This is a genomic window from Asticcacaulis currens, from assembly GCF_028550395.1.
Taxonomy (GTDB): domain Bacteria; phylum Pseudomonadota; class Alphaproteobacteria; order Caulobacterales; family Caulobacteraceae; genus Asticcacaulis; species Asticcacaulis currens.
Map to the genome: position 1 here is coordinate 90475 of NZ_JAQQKW010000004.1, position 18341 is coordinate 108815.

Below are 18341 nucleotides of genomic sequence, written 5' to 3' on the forward strand. Positions count from 1 at the left end.
ATTTAAACTCATTTAAATTCCAATTCTAATTGCCATTATTGTTCTGTGCAAACGGAGCAAAATAATGATTGCTGCAAAATTCGCGGGCGCTGCCCTCGGCGCAATGGTGTTGATGACGTTGAACGCATCCGCATTCGCACAATCGCCGACAAGTGCCATCGCCACGATGAACGAGCCCGGGCCCGAGGCTCGGGCTTTGGCTGCGCGCGCGGGCGAGTGGACGCTCACCCTAACTATTCACCCTAACCCGACAGCTGCGCCCATCGTATGGTCGGATCTCAAGGTGAGCCGTCAAATGGTCGGCGCCTTCTTGGAAGAAGTGATCTCGCCGGCAGATGCGTCACAGCCTGACTTCAAGCGGATCTCATACTTTCACTACAACCGCGTAGAGGGCCGATGGCAGTACGTATCCATGGATACTCGCTTTCCCGCCGGAATTATGCCGGCGTACAGCGTGGATGCCGGTTCGCCCGATCATCTTGTCCTGGAATTCCTACCCGTCGCGTTTGCCGGGTGGGATGACCAGGTCGATGGCTGGATGCTGCGTTCAAGTTACGAAGCTTTTGGATTAGGATCTGACCACGAAACGGCGAAACAATATTGGACCAGGGCCGATGGCTCGGGAACGCGTTGGCTCGCCGTGGAGTATGACTATCGCCGGGTAGTGACGAACGCGGGTGCCATGCGACGATGAGCCGTTACGCTTTGCGGCATTTCCGCATGCACGCAGGCAAGGACGCAGAATTTCACTGCTGCGCAGAACATAAATTAACTAGCCGATCCGTATGGAACGCCAACTCACTGGGAAACCTGCATTGCCAGAGATAATCGAAGCTGCGACGGACGAAGAGATCCTCAAAACGTTCGAGGTGATGTCACAGCTTCATCCTCATTTAGACCAGTCAGACTATCTGAGGCGTATCCGGGAGTTAATGGGCGTGCAAGGCTATCGGCTGGTCTCCTTGTATGTCGGGTCGGCACCGACTGTCGTCGCGGGCTTCCGCCTGGTCGATACGTTGTTCGCTGGTAGGACCCTTCATGTCGACGATTTCGTCACTTTCAAAGATGCGAGATCGCTTGGCTACGGTGCCAAACTCCTTGAATGGCTGCGGATAGAAGCCAAGCTCAACAACTGCCGGCATTTCGAATCAATTTCCAAGATCACGCACGAAGACGCGCATCGCTTCTATGTGCGTGAAGGGTTCGATGCTAACGGCTTCAGCTTCCGAAAAACTCTTTAAGAGCAACTGGCGGGCAGCTCCAACACACCTTTGCTATTAGTCGCATTTGAGTCATCGTGTTTGATGCGTAGCGCGGCGACAAATGCCCTCGACCACGCTGGCATACCTTGGCGTGTTGCTGTTACGAGCCCTAAGCCTGAGTAGTGCCTGGGCTGCCGTAAACGGGGGCCTTGGCATCACTGTCCGTACCCGAGCCGGAGGGCCTTCACACCTAGGTGTGCTTGATGGGCTGCCAGAATTTCCAAAGATTGGCCTAGTCCTGAACCAAGCAGCATCCAATCCGGCCCCGCCTGTGAGGCGACTAGCTTAAATACTTCTGGCTAACTTTGACGACTTGTTACGCTCCCCAAAAGTGGCCCGATAATTGGCAATGACACAGTTTCATTGTCGAAGTATCTCTTCGTGCCTATTCAAAAAAAGGTTTATAAAGTGCAATTTAAGAAGTCGACGTTTGCAGGGACTGAAGTAAACGTGAAAACCCAGCAATTAAACCGTCCCGATCCACCGCACTTGTTATGCCGATGAAGTCGAAATGCGCCGCGCCGTGCGCACCGCTGCGAGCATTTCATCTTTCACCATGTTCCGCAACCAGACTTGCGCAGAAACGACGTCATCGCGCGACCGCCAGGCGAGCGTGACTTGAAAAGACGGACTTTCAAACGGCAAAGTGTGAAGCTTCAGTCCAAACTGCCTTGCGATCAGAGTAGCGGCCGTCGCCGGCAATGTCGCAACGAGGTCACTACCGCCGATAAGATACGGCAAGGCCGCAAAGCTCTCTGTAGCGACCCGCACTGATCTGCTCCGCCCCAAGCGGCGTAGAGCGTCGTCGACAAGTCCTGTCCTGACACCTCTCGCCGAAACCAGCGCATGCGGCTTCCGGACATAGGTTTCGAGATCGAGCGCTTCGGTTCGATTGCCATCGGTCAGAGCCAAAAAGCGCTCGGTATATAACTCCTCGACGACAAGGCGCGGATCTAGCGCGGTGGGGTGGGCGGTGACGACAAGATCGGCGTGATTGTCCTGGAGCACCTCGGACACACGGCTATAATCGGCATGCCGGGCGACCAGCTCCATCGCCGGCGCCCGATGGGCAAGTGCCTTTCGCAAGCGTGACAACAGCACGATTTCGATATCGTCCGATAAGGCAATCCGAAGCGTTCCAGAGGAAACCTGCGGATCGAAATCAGAGGGCGTCAAAGCCGAGGCAATGACCGACAATGCGGGTGCCACGGCTTCAATCAACACCTCAGCATATTCCGTAGGCTGAAGCCCTAGCCGGCTCCTGTTGAATAAGGGGTCACCCGTCAGTTCTCGAAGGCGGGCCAACGCCATACTGACGCCGGAAGGTCCGAGGTACAATCTAGCCGCTGCGGCTTGAACGGATCGATGACGCATGACCATCGCGAACACAACCAGAAGATTAAGGTCGATTTTCCGCAGAACCGCTTCGTCGAAGTCTTGCACGCCGTCACCAATATTGATGAAAATCCTCACAAATATCAATTTGAATGAATTATGACCGATATGCAACTTTTTGTCGGAGAGTGACGTCGCAGTTCTCAATGGCGTCGCTAGTGGTCAGGAAATTCCCATGCAGGCAATTGCAGTCATAAATTTCGGATCGGATCTAGCTGCGGTCGAAGCCCCAGATCCGCTTCCAGGTGCCAACCAGGTCCTCGTTCGCAATGCGGCGTGTGGCCTGAACAATATCGATCTGCTCATAAAGGCAGGAGGTGTAATCCCTTCGGAGACAACGCCGCTGCCTCACATTCTTGGCGTGGAAGGCGCTGGCACAATTGAGGCTGTTGGTTCAGAGGTCAAGACATTCGCCATTGGTGACCGAGTGATGTGGCTGGGCAATATCGGGGCCGGAGGCTACGGACCTTTGACAGCGATTGACGCCAGCTACGTGGTCAAGATTCCCACAAACGTTCCTTTTAATGTAGCGGCATCTGCCCCCGTTGCGTACACGACCGCCAGAAATATCATATTCAATTATGGTGCACCGGCCTCAGGCGACTGGCTTCTGGTGCATTCGGCGGCGGGCGGGGTTGGAAGCGCAATACTTCAAATTTCAAGGAATGCAGGCTTTCGAACAATCGCTCTGACCAGTAGTGCTAAACTGGATTATGCGAAGCGACAGGGAGCTGACGTCGCCATTGATCGAAGAGCTCCAGACCTTATCGACAGGATAAAGCGGACTGTCGGCGTGAGCGGCATCGCGTTGAGCCTAAACTCCGTTGGAGGGGACACCATTCTGCACGACGCGGAGGTTCTTGGCGATTTCGGCCAGATCGTGAGCTTTGGCCATCTGGGAGGGCTTCCCAGCGGCTCAGCGGCTGAACTGCTGATGCCTCATTTTGGCAAAAGCATCGGAATCAGGGTTTCAGACTTATTCACTTTATGGCGCAGCCAAAAGGTGCGCTTCAATGCCATCCTGAAAGAGATATCCGCCGACTTGGGCAACGGTGTAATTATGCCCCATATCGATTCATCGTTCCCCGTCGCTCGCGCCAATGCCGCCCATTCTCGCCTGCAGTCCGGGGCGGCTATCGGCAAGATCACACTTCAGCATTCGCTGAGTGCGTGACGATCCAGGGCGCGCGATCATTACGTTGCGCGCCCTCTCCCGCCAGCAGGCGAACCGTTAGCGAAGCACCTTGATTATTGCCGCCAGCTCTTCATCCGCAAATCCCTGACGTTCAGCCTCCACGAGCCAGCCATTTACAAGCTCGGGAACCTCGCCGTTAATCCCAAGCGCGGCGGACGTCTTGGCGATACGATCAACCGCAGCAATCGAGATCCGCATTGGACTTTCCGAGATGGCAAAATCACCTGATTTGATGACGCCTGATTGATGCGCGAAGAAGGCGCCGAAGCTTGGCGAGATAGATTCAACCAGCTTGCCGAACAGGCCTGGATCAATCCCTGTGACTTCCGAAATCCGAACCCCGTGGAGAAACCCTGCATAGGCACCATAGACGTAGGATAGCGTCGCGAGGTCCATGAACGCGCTAGCGTCCTTTGAATGCCCCAGATATATCAGATTGCCCGCCAATATTCGCAGCAGCGTCTCTGCACGCTCAAATGCTTCAGTCGAACCGGACAGAATAATAGGCGTTGAAGGTTCCCCCATCTGGCTAGGTGCAGCCTGAATGGCGCCGTCAAGATAATTGCCGCCGCGGTCCGCAACCCGATCATAGAAGGCCCTGGCCTGATCCGGGCCTGTAGTACCCAGATTGATTATGATCTTTTGAGCGAGCGCCTCACCGATATCGGAGTGATCAAACACACTGCGAACAGCTTCGTCATCCGACAGAATAATCAGGGTGACCGGACTGGCGGCGATGGCTGCGGCAGGATTCGGTGCCACGCTAACCGCGTCGCTGGCAATCGCCGCCGCTTTCGCACTATTACGGTTCCAAACCGTCACCGAGCGCCCGGAGTTTCTAAGCAACTCGACCAGCCGCGTTCCCATTTGGCCAAGCCCGATAACCGTCACATCTGACATTTCATTCTCCTCTTGCTGATTGGAACACAAGAAGTAAGAATGGTGCTCTCTGAAGAGCAAGTACCCACTAAAAAGTCAGGTACTTACCAAAAGGGGCATTAGATTGTTATGCCAAAGAAAATAAATAAGGAAAAAAGCAGCTATGCCTGCGGCATCGGCCCGGCGTTTGAGGCAATCGGCGGCAAGTGGAAGGCTGTCATCCTCTGGGAGCTCCGAAACGGGCACCTGAGATTCGGCGAGTTGAAACGCCGCATACCCGGCGCGAGTGAAAAAATGCTAATCCAGCAACTCCGTGCGCTCGAAGGCGACGGACTGGTAAATCGCCATATGTTTCCCCAAGTTCCACCTCATGTCGAATATTCCCTGACCGACATGGGCGAGAAGCTCAACGTCGCCCTCTCCCCTGTTGCGGACTGGGGCGAAACCTTCGCAAAGGCGACTGGCCGCTATCCCGCGTAGACATAATAATGCGTGGGGGCTGAGTTAGACCTTCAGCTTTCAAGATATGTGTTTGACCTGTCATTCCGCCGGGAACCATTTCCCGGTCTGACTATGCATAAATTCGACGTTTAGCGATCGTATTACGCCGCTTGCCGCATCGACCAGCGTCTTAGGATGCGGAATGACATACGCACTCGACAAAACGCTGATCCGCTCAATATGGCCCGCCTACCGCCCCACGCCGCTCATTGAAGCTGATGGGCTCGCCTCAAGGTTTGGGCTCGCTCGGGTTTTCGTTAAGAATGAGACGCTTCGCCCTCTCGGCAATTTCAAATCCCTCGGCGGCATGACTGCGGGGCTTTCAGTCCTCATGGAGCGAACCGGCGCCCGGTCGATTGAAGCACTGGGAAGGTGCAATAATATCCCCGCGCTGATCTGCGCAAGTGATGGCAACCACGGTCTGGCGGTTGCGGCCGCGGCGCACCATGTCAACGGTCGGGCGCTGATCATAATCCCCCGCCACGTGAGTCCGCGCCGGGTCGCCAAGATCCGCGCCCTTGGTGCCGAGGTGGTCCAGGTGAGTGGCACCTATGATGACGCGGTCATGGAGGCCCGCCGACGGGCTGAAAATGGCAGCGGCGTGCTCGTTGCCGACACCACAGACGATCGTTCCGATCCCACCGTTCAAAAGGTGGTCGCGGGCTATGGATTAATGGTGGACGAGATGGGGGTTCAGTTCCACGACAGGCTGACAGCGCCTACCCATATCTTTGTACAGGCAGGTGTCGGCGGATTGGCGGCGGCACTTGCGGATGGCTTCGCCAGCCGGTTTAGTACGCATCCGAAGATCGTCGTTGTTGAACCCAAGTCGGCAGACTGCGTTAGCCGCGCGCTTATTGCCGGGCGGCCCGTGCAGTGCCCAGGTAATCTTCGGACGATGGCGACTATGTTGTCATGCGGAGTTGCCTCAGCCCCCGCGCTGGCAAGCCTGTTGGCTCACCGGGCGCAAGGGCTGACTTTGTCGGAAACAGAACTTCGTAACGGATCGAAGATCGCCAAAATGATAGGCGTGCCATCGACCGCCTCTGGCGCGGCCGGGCTCGCAGGATTGAAGGCCGCATGTCGCAATCCAAACCTGAGAGCGACATTTGGCATCAACGAACGATCCAGGGTTCTGACAATTTTGACGGAAGGCAGTCAGCAAGTGACGCCATCTGCGCTCGCTCGTGATTATCGATGATCGACGGCTTCACCGTGGAGAGGCGTCGCCAACATGGACGGTCTCGTTGAGAACTCGTCCATCCAGGCCGCAAGGTTTTTATGCTCCCGCCAGGATGGCAGGTTTCGAAACTCGATCCAACTGAGGGCTGTGGCAACAGCGATGTGACCAATAGATATGTGAAGTGATTTTCGAATTTGCTCGTCGAGCCATCCGTATGTGGTCACGAGCTTCAGCTTGAAACCTTCTGCAAGGGGTGGGTACCGGAGGGCTTCCGGCCGACGCAGGGTTTCCCAGCGAAGGCTTACCCCTGAATCACAAACTCCCTGCGCGGCGGCTTGCAGAAGAAGGGCAGACCAGCGTGCTTCACCGGATTGAGGTATGAGCTTCGGATGTGGATGTAGTGTGTCCAGGTATGCGCAAATGACATCGGAATCGAAAAGCGCGCTCTCGCCCGGCCGTAGCAATACAGGCACCTTTCCGAGCGGATTTTCGGCAAACACAACCTCATTCGGATTTGTCGGGCTCGTCTCGTGGTGAATGACCTCGAGCCTGTCCGCCAGGCCGACCTCGTGGGCAAACACCAGGGCTTTCCGGGCATAGGGAGAATGGGTCTGATAAAGCAATTGCATGGCTTTTCCTTAATCTAGGTCAGAAAGAAGTCTGCCCAACACCGCGGTGATGCGTCGTGCGGTTGGCAGGTGCAGAAACTCGTTTGGTCCATGGGCATTGGATTGAGGGCCCAGCACACCGGTCACCAGAAATGGCGTCCCAGGGAATCGCTCGCTAAGGCTGGCTAGAAACGGAATGCCGCCGCCGCCGCCAAAATACCGTACGGGCCCGCCAAACGCGTCAGAGGCCGCTCGGTTTAGCGCCGCCGTGAGGCCCGCCCCCATAGCCGGCGCTTCCCATCCTTGCGATATCATCTGAGCATCGAAGGTCACGCTGCATCCATAGGGTGGATCGGCTTCTAACAGTTTCTTCAGCGCTAAAGCCGCCAACTCCGCATCCAATGTTGGCGGCAGGCGGAGGCTGAGTTTCATTTGAACTTGCGGGTGGATGGCTGCGGCAGCCTTCGCAACGGTCGGCAGGCCATCAATACCCGTGACGGTAAGTTGCGACGTCCACGATCTATTCAAGACCAGTTCCGCTGCATCGTCGCTGACAAGGCGGGTGCTGCCCGCGAGTGGAAGCGCCGCAAAAAGCGTTTTTGCAATGGATGGGCCAGCCTCGACAGCCTGGACTCGGCGCAACTCCGGAATGAAAGTGAGGAACTGCGGGTCTACATCGCCCGTTTGAGGATCTTCCAACCTGGCCAGCAACTGGCAAGCAATCCGGAACGCTGTCGGCACGACACCCGCTCCATCGCCAGAATGGATGGTCTCCGTCAGCGTCTGAACCGTGAGGGTCCCCGCTACCTGACCGCGCACCGATGTCGTAACCCACAAACTATCATAATCCGCGGCGCCGGCGTCGAGGGCGACAATCAGATCCAAATCTTCCGTCCGCTGAAACACAGAAGCGAGGTGGCCTTCGAGATCGAGACTTCCAGATTCCTCACATGCCTCGATCAGGATCATGCATCTGGGATGCTCCAGACCCTGAGCGCGAATGGCTTTCAAAGCGATCAGTGCTGAGAAGATTGCGTAGCCGTCATCAGCGCCCCCCCGACCGTAAAGCCGATCGCCCTCGACGACTGGCGACCAAGGTCCGCGGCCGTTCGTCCATCCGTCCATCGGCGGCTGCTTGTCGAGGTGGCCATAGATGAGAACTGTCTGAACCAAGCGTCCAGGAATGTCGATATATATTGCTGGGGTCACGCCGGGCGACGAAAGTATTTCAATGGTAGCCCCCGGAATGTCTAGGATTTGGCGGCTCGCCCAGCCCGCGAGCAAGCCGACGGCCTCATCCATAAAACCGTTCGTTTCCCAGTCATCGTCGAAAGCCGGTGATTGCACGGGAATGGCAATGTAGTCCTGCAGGGTCCGCATCGCGGGACCCGCCCACTCTGCATCAATAAAGCGTTGAAATTCGACAAAATCCATTGGACGATCCGGAGGTTGAAACGGCCTGCAAAATCTAAGGGTGATCCGTTCGTCTCCGCCGCGTTTGAGCCTGCCCGAACGCGGAATTTCGGCAAAAATTTCGCTTAAGAATATAGTATGGAACTAGACAAATTCGACCGGCTGCTGCTGAACCTGGTACAAGAGGATGCCGGCAGGACGTCGGACAGCCTGGCGGAACAGGTGCCTCTCTCCCCTTCGGCCATTCAGCGCCGCCTTCGCAAGCTTAAGGACGGAGGCATTATCCAAAGAGAAATCGCCGTGCTTGATCCGCGAAAGGCTGACAGGCCTGTGATTTTTATTGTTGGTCTAGAGGTCGAGCGTGAACGTCCAGAACTTCTGGCTGAGCTTAGGCGATGGCTTTCGAAAGAGGAGCAAGTTCAACAGGCCTATTATGTCACCGGAGAGACAGACTTCGTGGTGGTCATAGCTTCGCCCGATACGACCAGTTACGATGAGCTGATGACACGTTTGGTTGAGGATAACCCAAACGTGAAACGCTTCACGACCAACGTCGCATTGAGCGTTGTAAAGCGCGGCCTGACCTTACGGATGGCGGAAGATGACGGATGAAAAGAAGGCCTTGTTGAATACTCTGAACTGGGTCGACCCTCATCTCGAATGCTTAGATGCGCACTCAATTGTCGAATTATGATGGTCGATCCGAAGCCGATTGAAACGCATGATGGGACCTCGGCCATTTTTCATAGATATCTACAATGCGCCGATCGACGATCTGCAAGTTAGGCTAAAGCAAATTCGCTGGCCCCCGACCCGCTCTGAGATTCGCAATAGCGATGGAGTTCGTGTGACCTTGGTACGTAGGCTCGCCTGATATAGGCGCGATGTGTGCGGGCCGGTTAAGGCTCGCCAACCAAGGTACTGACTTTATTCAAATTGGCAAAGTCCTTCGGTTTGACCGGACTGACTTTAGACGGTTAAGACGCGTCAAAAGTCACCAAAATCCGGATAAGACACGTCCAATTTAACCACCCCAACTTGAGGCCATTGAATCTATTCAGAAATTAGAGCGTTTCGTAAAGTCGCTAATCCTGAACGAACGCCCCCTTAGGGATAGCCGTCTGCACGGCGTCCAAAAGCAGCTTTGGGTTCTTCCCAAACTGGCGGTTCAAACATTTGTGGGGGATGTGTCGCCTTATACGACGTGGAGCACCTCTGCCTATAAGGCGGGGCACACTGTGGACCTTGGCCTGAGTCTTCGGTGGGGCATAGCCCAAAAAAACGGAGCGGCGCTTTGGGCTGTTTTATCGGTATTGGCCAGTTATGCCTCGGCATAGCCCGGGTACGTCCGAGCCCTCCGCTAGTGGCATTGAGGCGCGACGCCCGAGTCGACACGCAGCGGGCGATCTCTAAGCCATCGCGATGGCTGGCCTCCACATTGCCTTATCGGCTTAACGGAGGCATAGTTAACGGATATGGCCGCACCAATCGGTGGCCTCGAGGACGCTCAAATGGGAAGCGCCCACCAAATATAAAAGGGTCTGGAAAATGTATTATCCAATAATAGTGACTTTAATAGGATTTTTTTCGTTTGGAACCGGCTTGTTTTACATAAATGATATTGCCCCAAAAATTGCGATTACGACAATAGGTATAATATTATTGTCATTTAACTTTATAGCGCTGTGCCCCAGGTGCCGCACGCACATATCCAGGGGGGCGGGAAAATGGCGACATGAAGATTTTCCAGTTTCCGAGACATGTTATACATGCGGAAGATCGCGCAAAGGCGTATGGCCACTACAGTTTTTGTTTAAGCCAGAGCCTTGGGACGGAAAATATCACGATCATTGAAGTAATTAAGAGTTTCATCAAACACTTTGGACAGTCTTCTGGCTCTATTCTCTTTTTTCGCGAGCCCGCAAGGGTCACCCTGCCCTTGGCCCTTAGCGCATGCATGCAGCTCAAGGCCCTTTCGCAGTGGTTCCTAATCCGACAAAAGGGCATCAAAAATCTGGACCAACTCAGGTGGCCGATCTTGAGCGATAGGCCCTGAGAGGGCTTCGGCAGAAGCTTGGTTCAAGATGAGCCGGCAGGCCTCGAGTGCCCTCTCCGGCTTAGCGCCAGATGTCGGAGTCTGGGGAGGGTAGTAATCCTCGATAGCCCCCTTCGAAAGAACGCAGATCCCGCTGGCTCGAAGGTTGTCGAGAAGTGGGACAAGTGCATCTCGCGCGATTTCGTCCTCGCGGCACACGCGGCATCTGGCTATGCCCTCCTCCCAGACGAAAAGCTCTTCCAATTCCATCAGAGCAGCTTCATCAATCTCCTTCGTCTGCTGCATCTTACGGAGAGCGGTTTTCGCGGCGTCGTATCGGTCCTTCCAGCTCTGCTTATGGACGCGATCTCTGATCTGCCTGGGTGCCGGCTCTGCCTTTATCCCTAGAGCCGCTATTCGGTCGTCTATGGTTCTGAAAGCGGCCTCTCTCAAGCCGGTCGCATCAGGATTCGCCCCAAGATGCTGAAATCCGTCAAAGAGGGCATCAAGGTCGGCAACGATCCTGACATCGATTCCGAACGCCTCGAAGAACCTCCTGAAGCGGCCAAAGTTTCCCTTTCCAGAGACCCGAACGAGAGCAACGTTCTTCGTATCGAAGTCCCATTCCGGACGGAGACTTTTCGCGACATGTCGACAAAAGGCATCATCGGACTCCCCCTCGAAGAGTACAACCCGGCGGCTAAAGAAGGCGGCATCCGCATTTTCGAAACGCGCCATCTTGAACGATTCAGACTTCTCTGGGTCGAGTTCAAAGCGAACTGGATACAGCTTTCCAACTGGCTTCGGATCGGCATCCTGCTTTGCTACACGTACAAAAGAAGCGGTGACACCCGGCTCGAAGAAAAGCGGCGAATGGGTCGTTACGATGACCTGATGCCCGCTAGATATCCGCGCTAATGTCCTGAAAAGTACGCGTTGTGACTTGGGATGAAGGTAAAGTTCCGGTTCCTCAAAAAGGAATATAAGCGGCCGGGGAAGCGGTTTATCTTCTTCTCCGGGATCGGAACCACCGATGTGGGAAACATAGGCCTGCAGCAGTGCAAATGTGAGCGAGCGCTTGATGCCATCGCCCTTGTTATCCACGAGGTCTTTCGATCCGTCGTCGACGTAAATCTGGGCAGAGTTCAGTATAGTTTTCAGCTCTGGAGGTGGGATGTCCAGCTCCACTCTTACGGCGGGAAAGTTCTCCTTCAAGAAACCTTCAATCACGCGTTCCAGCGTCTGAACCTTTGTGTGTCGTCCATCGACGATATCGGTACCATTTACGACGCGATTCAGCAGCCCGTTCAGTTCTCGCAGCGACTGGTTAATCTCGTCGAGTTCGGGGGTTAGATCATCAAGCAGCAGGCCCAGTAGGCGTCCAAAAGATGTTGATTGCGTCGTCTTTAGGTCATCGGCCAAATTCTTCACCGCAGGAATGTAAATCGGCTCTGGCAGCAATGCGGAAATCGATGAACTAATACCCGAAGGAAGTGGCACGGGCTTCGATTCAAACTGATCCTCCGGTAACTGCGTAATCTTCCCGTCAAGAAATGCCTTCGCCTGAGTGATGTTCAATGCGTCAGGCAGTCCCTCCGCGAACTCCGGAAAGGACTCTGCCAAGGTATTTCGGATGGCCTTTCCCTGCTTGCCTTTCAAGAGGTCGGTTATCACATCAGGGAGGTATTTTTCCTCCCTTGGCAGTCGCTTAGATATTGTAACCTCACACCTTTCGTCGGGCTTATAAACAATCTGAATTTCTAGACGGCCATCAGATATCAGTGGCTGAATCCTTGAACGATGCTCTTCCTTCAGTCGAAGTAAATCTCTTGCGGCTATTCCAGAAAACGTCAGCTCAATAACGACTGGCCACGTCTTGTCATAATACATAGACAAAGGCAGCGTTGCAGGCCTGTTTAAGGCATAGACGATCGCCTGGAGCGCGGTGGATTTTCCGGCGTTGTTTTCCCCCACCAGGCAGGCAAAGGCCCCTGGTTCAAGCTCAGATTGCTTGAGCCCCTTCAGATTGGCAATCGATACCTTTTCAAGCTTCATTTGCGCACCTCCCGCTTTGCAACCGAGGTTAGAAGAATAAAATTTATCTTTCAACAAATCAGATCAGTGGAACGGCGGCCCCGGGCTCCTTCAGGATCGCTGTAATCTGCTCTACGCTCAATCAACTGCGCTTCATTCTCTGGTCCTCTTTTATGGGCCAGAGCGAGCTCTAAACTTGATCAATTCCGAGGGGCAACGTCGGCTGGGCAGTCGGACATTCGCCAACTGCTCATCATTGGCGCGATGTCTCGCCTGAACTGGATGGGCTGCAAAGCAATCCCAAGAGGGACATGGCTGGCACAGATGAGGGAGAGAAAGCCCAGAATGCTTGTCGCTATCGCTTTGGCGAATAAAATGGCTCGGACTATCTGGGCCATGCTGACGAAAAACGAAGATTATCGAGTTCCGGCACAGGTGGCTGATGTAAAAGCGGTATGATACAGAACTTAACTGAAGTCGGATAATGGAATGAGAGAAGGCGACGACCTGAATGGGCGAAACGATCGAACAGATCTGGATCGGGAAAACCAGTTAATTGCTCTGAGCTGTCAGCTCGAATGTGAGATTTGGACCCGACCCGCAGATCACCATGTCGGCCAGCGGTCTTTGTAGCGCAACACCAAAAGGTCTTACAGAAGACCGCACTCGATCCCTCGCAAATTTAGTCAGAATCTTCTTGCATCATGTGCGGCAACCACAGAAGCAATCACTGCGCTAACGCTATCTACTCTTTTATATACTTAGCGATGAACTCGAAGTTCTCATTTGCGTTTTGATCATGATCGCCGGCGTGCATGCGCAGCCTCATTTTCTTATCTCCGACACAGTTTCTGAAGTCATACAGTGGAGATACGTTTGTGTCATTCTCGCCAACTATAAGTAAGGTTTCGCCTTTCAGATGACATTCAGTTAAGCTCGCGAAAAATGGACGGTCGTATTCGTTTTTAAATATTCTCTTACCGAGAGTCGACTTTGCAAAAGCCAACTTTACAGATGAAAAACCATCAAAGTTTCCAGACCCTAATGGTGCATACAAAATTGTCTTATTGAATTTATTAAAAAAGACCGGGCTAAAATGTCTATAAAACAAACCCCCAAAGCTTTCCGCATATAATATTGAGTCATTCCTATCTTTATACTTTGTAAACACATATTTTTCTATATTTTTTGAATCATTAAATATGGATAATTCATTTCTGGTTTTTAACTTATTTGAAAGGGTGTAATTGTAATTTGATCCCCCGTAATTTATTACATCAACGTTTAATCCCATTTCCAGAAAAAACTTTATTTGTGTGGTTTCCATTTCCTCTTGATATTCAACGGGACCACCGTGGATATAAACTACTGAGGGTGCGCTTTCTGATACTTCGTATCGTTCTACCCAGACGCCTTCGCTTCCGCCAGAATTTGTGATACTAAAGCGATAACCCATCCCTTTATCACCGCAAAAAATGTCGGCGTGTCGATTCTTAACATATATTCGATGCCTATACCTTCCGTCGTAACCCAGCGATCCATAGCTGCTTACGACATAAGCGTCAGCTTGTTCGTTTAGAGTGATGGAAGTCACATATTCATTTTTAAAGTATTTCCGATTCTCGCGGATTCTATCTTGAGTGGCCCCGTTTGGCCGCAGAAAATGCAACCCATCCGAAGAAAAGTACCCAGTATATTCTAATGGTGTGCGCCCGTGAATAAGGCTTGATCGAGATCCGCCAGGTTTACTTACGAATTCCATCTTACCGGATCTGAATTTTACGACAGATCCAGAGATTACCGATATAAAATTTTCGCCGTCGAATTTGAATGATAGATTTTCTTTTTGGCTGTAAAAAGAATTCCCATTATTTGAAATTAATCTTAGCTCACGGCTCATGTCGTCAGCGATGTACATTTTAAATTCATTGTCACGAAATAGGTAAACATATTTTTCGCCAGATATGGCACCGTATATATCTCGAGAGTTTATCCCAATGTTTTTATTGGAATTGGAATTGGCAGAGCTCGAAATGGCTCTAATGTGCTTTATAAACTCAATTTCGTCTGCTTGGTCAAATCCGGTAGGGTCAACCGTAAAGTACGCATCGGCAGTCGTCGCCTGACCTACGCCATTGAAAACTGTTAAATGTTCCGAAGAAGGTGTGCCCTTCAGCAATTTCTCTAAATCGATTTTGTACACACCCTCTATAATTCTGCTGCTGTTCCGCTCTTTGAGCGGGCCGTGGGTTACAAATAGATTGGTCTCTTCTTTGTCAAAAAAGAAGTTTGACATGTTTAGATTTGGGACTTTTTTTGCCGGGCACGATTTCCAGTCATTGAGTAAACATTCCGTTTCTCCGATATATATATCGTTGCCGCCTCTTATGTAATAATAGTATTTAGTACTTGGAGACAATCTGATCTCTGACGCCATACATAAGTCTTGGCCGTCGGAGTCCGGACGAGCATTTGCGTTTGCACAAATTGTGGACGCAATCAGAAGGAAAAAGACCAGATATTTTTTCATGTCTCGTTCTAAATCCGGGGGCCGCAAGGCGGCCCCCTTCTACGGTTAATTCCAGGACAAGTCCGCCGTGCCGTTACCATCAGTATCAATGGTAACCCGGTCTCCCACGTAAAAGACTTGGCCATCGATGCGGCCATCACCGTCCCGATCGATATACACTTTTCCTGTTACAGTGTGCTCCCACCCGTAGATATCTTCTACGACGCGTGTCTCGTGTAAATTTGGGTCGCCCATATTGACCTTATTCTTCCATGCATCTTCAGCTTTGTCTATTTCTTGTTGTTCGTCGCGCAGTTCGTCAGCATTATTTTGATTGTATGGTTTAAACAGCTCTATAATCGCTTGTATAGGGTCACTATTAAACCGTGTTTGCATATCCCAGAACCGGAAAAGTTCCTCAGCTACTTCAAAATCCCGTCGAGGTGCGGTAATCACCACCTCGGTGATGTCTTCTTTTCCGCCAGCAACAAAATCCATTTCTTCTAGGCATAGAACTCTCATTTTGATCTCCAATATAGTGTGGAAGCGCCTCTCATCCCCCCCGTTTTTAGTGGCGACGAGAGTATCTGGCGGCTAATCGAACACTCATGTTCGGCGTCGTCAGATCGGTTTTGAGGGTCTCTTTGACCTCGACTGTAGTCGGCAACTATTTGTCAGTGACCCACAGTCGATGTTACGGTGCCCATGAAAGAGTCCCCCCGAATGGAATGCTCAAGTTAATCTCCGCTGCGAGTATTTTGCTCTGTCCAGTTATTCATTGCAAATTTATGATTTGTAAAAAGCATTTAAAAAAAACGTAAATAAATTATAAATTGTATTTATCGCGAAATATTTGAATTCGCACAACATTCGCGATATTTTATGTGTAATTGAAGCTGCATTGTTGCCTCGTTTTTTAAGTTCTGCCCAAATAAATACTCGAATAGCAATCATAGGTTTGCCTGCCGGAAGATAAAAGTCAAGCGGTATTATTCTTCTTGCAAGCGCTCAGGGCGCTTATGTATCTGCGTTCAAAATTGGTGGGCTTTTGTGTCAAAGACGCGGTACGCTTCAGTTCACGAAGGGCCGTACCTCTTCATGAGTATGCTACTAAGGGGTGGCACGAGTGACAGCCAGCTATCTATGCCTCGGCCATTTCCTTCATAGCCACCGGCAGATCGAAAGTGCAGCCCGAATTCAGGTCGAAGATCCTATCGGCGCTTCGGATCGTCTCAGGACGATGGGCAATGACTACCCGCGTTATCTTTAACCGCCGTAAGCTCTCGTTAACCCTAACCTCGTTCTGCACATCCAAGTGCGATGTCGCTTCATCGAGAAACAGGATTTTCGGCTTTCGGTATAAGGCGCGCGCAATTAGCAAACGTTGTTTCTGACCACCGGATAGGGACCCTCCCATATCGCCCACAAAGGTTTCCGCCTTCATCGGCATGGCCATGACTTCATCCTTTAGGCAAGCGGCTTCCAAAGCCTCCCAAACTCTGTCCATGTCGATCAGGTCATCAAAGAAGGCGACATTTTCGGCGATGGACCCTGAGAGCAATTCGTCGTCCTGCATGACAACCGAAATCGCGCGACGAACGGGCTTCGGACCCCAGGCCTGCAGGGAGCGGCCATCTATGCGTATCTCTCCTGTGGTTGGTTGATACAGTCCCGTCATCACCTTTAGTAAACTCGACTTGCCTGCACCCGAGGGGCCGACGATGGCTATCATCTCGCCGGCCTTAATCGACAGGTTAAGTCCCTTGAAAACAAAAGACTCGAACGGCGCATAACGAAAGCCGATGTTTGCAAGTTCGATATCGCCCTTCAACGGGATTTCACTTGTCTCTACACGGTCAATACCTTCCTCCTTGGGAGTCATTACAATGTCTGCTAGCCTGTGGGAGTACACATCGTTGAGTTTCCATTGAATTGTTTGTTCCACTATTTTGCTGAGTGCGCCTGTGAACTGGCCCCGATAGGACATGAAAGCGTAAAGCAATCCCACAGTCATCTGGTTTTCAATTATAGATTTAGCACCTAAAAAGACGACCGAGGTACCCACCAATACATCGAAGGTTTGCTGTAATGCGGAAATAGAGAGGTTGAAACGCGCGGAGACCATATTGCGTTTCAGTAGATCTGCATAACTGTTTGACCATTGCCCTTCCTGAACGGCTTCAGCTGACATGGTCTTAATCGTCTGAATTGCTTTCATCGTCTCGATGCGCTTTCCATTCTCTTTGATGTGCGCCACCAATCCTTCGGAACTTAGACGCAAGGATGTGGGTAGGGTTGCGAGTCGAATTGCAATAAAAGTCGCTGCCCCCACGATAACGCAGATCGCGAGAGGCCATGAGAAAATGAACATCATCCCTAGCGTGACTACAGCAAGAACGCCGTCTATGACTGATGTGATGAGTGCGCCCGACACTTGATCTCGAATAGGATTGACGGACTCGAAACGTGAGATTGTATCCGCCAGATGTCTACGCTGGAACCAGCCAAGCGGGAGTCTCACCATGTGTCGGAACAAACGCAGACTCATGTCCCAACTTAATTGAGCGGAGACGTGCTGCATGGCAAAACTACGTATAATCCCGGCGCCAACGTTGAATAACCCGAAGAGACCAAACCCCAAGGCGAGCGTAACCAAAAGCTGTTTGTCGCCTTTAAGTGCGGCCTGATCTACCGCCAACTGAATATAGAATGGGGAGGCTACGACATAGGCCTGCAGCATAGCCGACAAAAGCAATATTTGACCTAATCCTCCGAACAAATCGGGTGTTAGGCGAATCCACGATTTAATGCTTAGCGGGCTTTTCTCACGCCGCTTTTTGAATTGGGGCGACGCCGACAATTCAAGAGCCATTCCTGTAAACTTTTTACTGACTTCGGTAAGGGGAACCTTGGACTTGCCCTTAGCCGGATCATGAATTTGGACACTCGTATTAGAGACCTTCTCGAGGACTACAAAATGATTGAGGCCCCAATGGAGGATGCTCGGGAGCTTCAAGTCTCCCAGTTCAGTGATTTCGCATTTGACACCACGCGCATGAATGTCCAGTTCCGCCGCAATCTCGGATATTTGGCGTAAGTTAAGCCCCCGATTGGAAACCGGAAATCTGCGGCGCAACTCAGCCACGTCATGAAACGCGCCAAGCCGCGCAGACGCGTGGGCGATACAAACGAGTCCACATTCTGCGGCTTCAGTTTGAAGAAACTGAACCATGGCCGTGCCTTTTTGTCGTCCGCACCAAATAGCCAGTGCTCGGAAGTATCGCGCCAGCACCCATCGGGATATATCTCCATACTTAAAGCGCAATC

14 protein-coding genes and 1 pseudogene are annotated in these 18341 nt (G+C 52.2%); 7 read left to right on the forward strand and 8 right to left on the reverse strand.

What is annotated here, in order from left to right; translation table 11 throughout:
* The first annotated feature begins 64 nt into the window (after positions 1 to 64).
* Entirely contained in the window at positions 65 to 694 is a 630-nt protein-coding gene (locus PQU94_RS08035) for a hypothetical protein (protein WP_272740946.1), read from the forward strand.
* Between the two features lie 91 nt (positions 695 to 785).
* Positions 786 to 1241: a GNAT family N-acetyltransferase gene (locus PQU94_RS08040; protein ID WP_272740947.1), complete on the forward strand. Its 456-nt coding sequence runs from the start codon at positions 786 to 788 to the stop codon at positions 1239 to 1241.
* Between the two features lie 513 nt (positions 1242 to 1754).
* On the opposite strand, the gene PQU94_RS08045 is transcribed toward PQU94_RS08040, so the two are convergent.
* Positions 1755 to 2804 carry a LysR family transcriptional regulator gene (locus PQU94_RS08045; protein ID WP_272740948.1) on the reverse strand — a complete coding sequence of 350 codons (1050 nt, stop codon included), beginning with the start codon at positions 2802 to 2804 and terminating at the stop codon, positions 1755 to 1757.
* A 28-nt stretch (positions 2805 to 2832) separates the two neighbouring features.
* Here PQU94_RS08045 and PQU94_RS08050 point away from each other — a divergent pair, with 28 nt between their 5' ends.
* Positions 2833 to 3831 carry a quinone oxidoreductase family protein gene (locus PQU94_RS08050; protein ID WP_272740949.1) on the forward strand — a complete coding sequence of 333 codons (999 nt, stop codon included), beginning with the start codon at positions 2833 to 2835 and terminating at the stop codon, positions 3829 to 3831.
* A 57-nt stretch (positions 3832 to 3888) separates the two neighbouring features.
* Here PQU94_RS08050 and PQU94_RS08055 read toward each other — a convergent pair whose 3' ends face one another.
* The gene (locus PQU94_RS08055) at positions 3889 to 4812 is read right to left on the reverse strand and encodes an NAD(P)-dependent oxidoreductase (RefSeq protein WP_368407066.1); all 924 of its coding nucleotides are present in this window, start codon (positions 4810 to 4812) and stop codon (positions 3889 to 3891) included.
* A gap of 48 nt (positions 4813 to 4860) precedes the next feature.
* Between PQU94_RS08055 and PQU94_RS08060 the strand changes: the two genes are divergently transcribed.
* Complete coding sequence (locus PQU94_RS08060; protein ID WP_272740951.1) at positions 4861 to 5211, forward strand: winged helix-turn-helix transcriptional regulator; 351 nt, start codon at positions 4861 to 4863, stop codon at positions 5209 to 5211.
* Between the two features lie 163 nt (positions 5212 to 5374).
* A complete protein-coding gene (locus PQU94_RS08065; RefSeq protein WP_272740952.1) occupies positions 5375 to 6433 on the forward strand; it encodes a pyridoxal-phosphate dependent enzyme in 1059 nt (352 codons plus the stop codon).
* On the opposite strand, the gene PQU94_RS08070 is transcribed toward PQU94_RS08065, so the two are convergent.
* Both PQU94_RS08070 and PQU94_RS08075 read right to left on the reverse strand, forming a co-directional pair.
* Positions 6424 to 7044 carry a glutathione S-transferase family protein gene (locus PQU94_RS08070; protein WP_272740953.1) on the reverse strand — a complete coding sequence of 207 codons (621 nt, stop codon included), beginning with the start codon at positions 7042 to 7044 and terminating at the stop codon, positions 6424 to 6426. The two genes, PQU94_RS08065 and PQU94_RS08070, sit on opposite strands and share 10 nt — an antisense overlap.
* 9 nt (positions 7045 to 7053) lie before the next feature.
* Positions 7054 to 8457: a M20/M25/M40 family metallo-hydrolase gene (locus PQU94_RS08075; protein ID WP_272740954.1), complete on the reverse strand. Its 1404-nt coding sequence runs from the start codon at positions 8455 to 8457 to the stop codon at positions 7054 to 7056.
* 117 nt (positions 8458 to 8574) lie between these two features.
* Here PQU94_RS08075 and PQU94_RS08080 point away from each other — a divergent pair, with 117 nt between their 5' ends.
* Positions 8575 to 9048 carry an Lrp/AsnC family transcriptional regulator gene (locus tag PQU94_RS08080; RefSeq protein ID WP_272740955.1) on the forward strand — a complete coding sequence of 158 codons (474 nt, stop codon included), beginning with the start codon at positions 8575 to 8577 and terminating at the stop codon, positions 9046 to 9048.
* Between the two features lie 1375 nt (positions 9049 to 10423).
* On the opposite strand, the gene PQU94_RS08085 is transcribed toward PQU94_RS08080, so the two are convergent.
* Positions 10424 to 12526: an AAA family ATPase gene (locus tag PQU94_RS08085; protein WP_272740956.1), complete on the reverse strand. Its 2103-nt coding sequence runs from the start codon at positions 12524 to 12526 to the stop codon at positions 10424 to 10426.
* A 204-nt stretch (positions 12527 to 12730) separates the two neighbouring features.
* Here PQU94_RS08085 and PQU94_RS08090 point away from each other — a divergent pair.
* Positions 12731 to 12964 (forward strand): annotated as a pseudogene (locus PQU94_RS08090) (IS110 family transposase); the annotation flags it as partial.
* 286 nt (positions 12965 to 13250) lie between these two features.
* Here the strand turns inward: PQU94_RS08090 and PQU94_RS08095 are convergent.
* The 3 genes from PQU94_RS08095 to PQU94_RS08105 form a co-directional block, all read right to left on the reverse strand.
* Complete coding sequence (locus PQU94_RS08095) at positions 13251 to 15035, reverse strand: hypothetical protein (protein ID WP_272740957.1); 1785 nt, start codon at positions 15033 to 15035, stop codon at positions 13251 to 13253.
* A gap of 45 nt (positions 15036 to 15080) precedes the next feature.
* The gene (locus PQU94_RS08100; RefSeq protein ID WP_272740958.1) at positions 15081 to 15536 is read right to left on the reverse strand and encodes a hypothetical protein; all 456 of its coding nucleotides are present in this window, start codon (positions 15534 to 15536) and stop codon (positions 15081 to 15083) included.
* Between the two features lie 619 nt (positions 15537 to 16155).
* Entirely contained in the window at positions 16156 to 18246 is a 2091-nt protein-coding gene (locus PQU94_RS08105) for a peptidase domain-containing ABC transporter (protein ID WP_272740959.1), read from the reverse strand.
* Positions 18247 to 18341: the final 95 nt, after the last annotated feature.